3 protein-coding genes are annotated in these 2,781 nt (G+C 73.1%); all 3 read left to right on the top strand.

The window, feature by feature from the left end; all coding sequences use genetic code 11:
* Window positions 1–160: 160 nt before the first annotated feature.
* Entirely contained in the window at window positions 161–712 is a 552-nt protein-coding gene (gene rbfA, locus TA90_RS01215; protein WP_052450348.1) for a 30S ribosome-binding factor RbfA, read from the top strand.
* A gap of 62 nt (window positions 713–774) precedes the next feature.
* Window positions 775–1,725, top strand: coding sequence for a tRNA pseudouridine(55) synthase TruB (gene truB / locus TA90_RS01220; RefSeq protein ID WP_231550623.1), 951 nt, complete (start codon window positions 775–777; stop codon window positions 1,723–1,725).
* A complete protein-coding gene (locus tag TA90_RS01225) occupies window positions 1,722–2,711 on the top strand; it encodes a bifunctional riboflavin kinase/FAD synthetase (RefSeq protein WP_043534204.1) in 990 nt (329 codons plus the stop codon). Before truB ends, TA90_RS01225 begins: the two co-directional genes overlap by 4 nt.
* Window positions 2,712–2,781: the final 70 nt, after the last annotated feature.

The raw sequence follows: 2,781 nt of genomic DNA on the forward strand, positions 1-2,781 counted from the left end.
GTGGGAGGCCCGGGCGTGCGGGCCCCGCGCTGGTCCGACCTGTGCGCGGTGTCGCCCCACGCGGGTCGGCGTGCGCACCCGGCTCCCGCGTACCATGGGAGACCATGACGGAGGGCACGTGGACCACGTGCCTGCCCACGACGGACCAGGAGGTGGCCTGATGGCCGACGAGGCGCGCGTGCGCAAGGTGCAGGACAGGATCCAGGAGACGGTGGCCCGCCTGCTCTCGCGACGCATCAAGGACCCCCGGCTGGGGTTCGTCACCGTCACCGACGTCCGCGTGACCGGAGACCTCCAGCACGCCTCGATCTTCTACACGGTCCTGGGCGACGAGGACGACCGCAGGGCCACCGCCCGCGCACTGGAGTCCTCCAAGGGCCTGATCCGCTCCGAGGTGGGCAAGGCCCTCGGGATCCGCCTCACCCCCAGCCTGGAGTTCATCCCGGACGCCCTGCCCGAGACCGCCGCCTCACTCGAGGAGGCACTCGCCTCCGCGCGCGAACGCGACGCGAAGATCGCCGAGGCCTCCCGGGGCGCGAGCTTCGCGGGCGAGGCCGATCCCTACCGCCGCGACGAGGACGAGGACGAGGACGACGCGTCCCCGGACGACACCGCACGCGACGGGCACGACGGGACCGCGGCGCAGGCCGACGAGGACCCCGCCGCACCCGCCGGGGGGACGGGCGCGCCCGCGACCGGGGACACCCACTGACCATGCCGTCGCGGACGGAACCGGTCCCCTCAGGCCTGCTCGTGGTCGACAAGGACCGGGGCATGACGAGCCATGACGTGGTCTCCCGCGTCCGCCGTCTGGCCCACACCCGCAAGGTCGGCCACGCCGGCACACTGGACCCGATGGCCACGGGCGTGCTCGTCCTGGGGATCAACCGGGCGACGCGCCTGCTCACCTGGGTGACGGGCCATGCCAAGGCGTACGAGGCGACCATGCGGCTGGGCGTCTCCACGAACACCGACGACGCGGAGGGAGAGGTCCTCGACGACCCCGGGTGCGCCGACCTCGACGACGACCGGCTCGAGGCCGCCCTCGCGTCCCTGCGTGGCGACATCGAGCAGGTCCCCTCCACCGTGTCCGCGATCAAGATCGACGGTCGACGCGCCTACGCCCTCGCCCGCGAGGGCGTGGAGGTCGACATCCCCGCCCGCCCCGTCCACGTCGAACGTCTCGACGTGCTCGGGATCCCCCGCGAGGAGGTCATCGCGCGCGACGGGCGGCCCCTGACGGTCACCGACGTCGACATCCGTGTCGAGTGCTCCTCGGGGACCTACGTGCGGGCACTGGCCCGCGACGTCGGACGCACGCTCGGCGTCGGTGGGCACCTCACCGCCCTGCGGCGCACCGAGGTCGGGTCCTTCACGCTCAGCGACGCCTCGACGCTCGCCGAGCTGGCGGCACTGGACGAGGAGGGGCGGGACCTGCCGCTCATCGACCTGGGTGTCGCGGCGAGGGCGATGTTCCCGGACCTGCCCCTGGACGAGGCCGAGGCAGGGCGTTTCGCCCACGGCCAGGCGCCCCGGCGCACCGGAGGGGCCCTCGAGGCCCTCGCCGTGGCAGCGGGGGAGGACCCGTTGGCGGTCCTGGCCCCCGACGGTGAGACGGTCCTGGGCTCGCCCGTGTCGCGGACGGACAGGTCAGGACGGTCCTGGTCTTCTGACCGGGCGACGGCGACAAGCACCTGCGGGTGCGGGACGGAGGAGGACGCGTGAAGGTGTGGACCAGCCTGGACCAGGTGCCCGGTGACGAGCGGTCGGTGGCGACCATCGGCAACTTCGACGGCATGCACCAGGGCCACAAGAAGGTCATCTCCACCTGCGTGGACCGCGCCCGGCGTGAGGGCGTGGACGCGGTGGCCTGCACCTTCGACCCCCATCCGGTCCAGGTCCACCACCCCGAGGCGGACTTCCAGCTGATCAGCCCCCTGCGCGACCGGCTCGACGCGATGGCCGCCACCGGCCTGGACGCGACGCTCGTCATCCACTACGACTCCTCCGTCTACACCCTGGAGCCCGAGGACTTCGTCGTCCAGTACCTGGTCGAGCGCCTGGGTGTCGTCGAGGTGGTCGTCGGTGAGGACTTCCGCTTCGGGCGCCGCAACGCCGGCACCGTGGACACCCTGCGCCAGCTCGGGCGCAGGTACGGCTTCGAGGTCATCGTCGTCACCGACATCGAGGACCCCACGGGCAGGCGCTGGTCCTCCTCCTGGGTGCGGGAGCTCCTCGGGGCGGGCGACGTCGAGGGGGCGGCCAAGGTGCTCGGCCACCTCCACCGCATCCGCGGCACCGTCGAGCACGGGTTCAAGAGGGGCAGGGAGCTGGGCTTCCCCACCGCCAACCTCGGCCACGACATCGAGGGTCTCGTGCCCGCGGACGGGGTCTACGCCGGGTGGCTGGTGCGTGAGGTCCCCGGCACGACCGCCGGTGAGTTCCTGCCGGCGGCCATCTCGGTGGGGACGAACCCGCAGTTCGAGGGCACACGCCGCACGGTGGAGGCCCACGTCCTGGGTCGGTCGGACCTCAACCTCTACGGGGAGCGGGTGGCCATCACCTTCGTGTCCCGAATCCGCCCGATGACGACCTTCGCCTCGGTGGACGACCTCGCCTCGCAGATGGACGACGACCTGCGCCGCACGGCGGCGGTGCTCGGGGTCGCGGTGTCCGGTCGGGTGGACCCCGCCTCCGTCCACGCGCAGTGACGCGTGGAAGGTGCCCCGATCTCACCCGTCGCCGCGCCCGTCGGAGGCCCGGGGGACAGGGGCGGGAGGG

The organism is Actinomyces polynesiensis (genome assembly GCF_000820725.1).
In the GTDB taxonomy this organism is placed as follows: domain Bacteria; phylum Actinomycetota; class Actinomycetes; order Actinomycetales; family Actinomycetaceae; genus Pauljensenia; species Pauljensenia polynesiensis.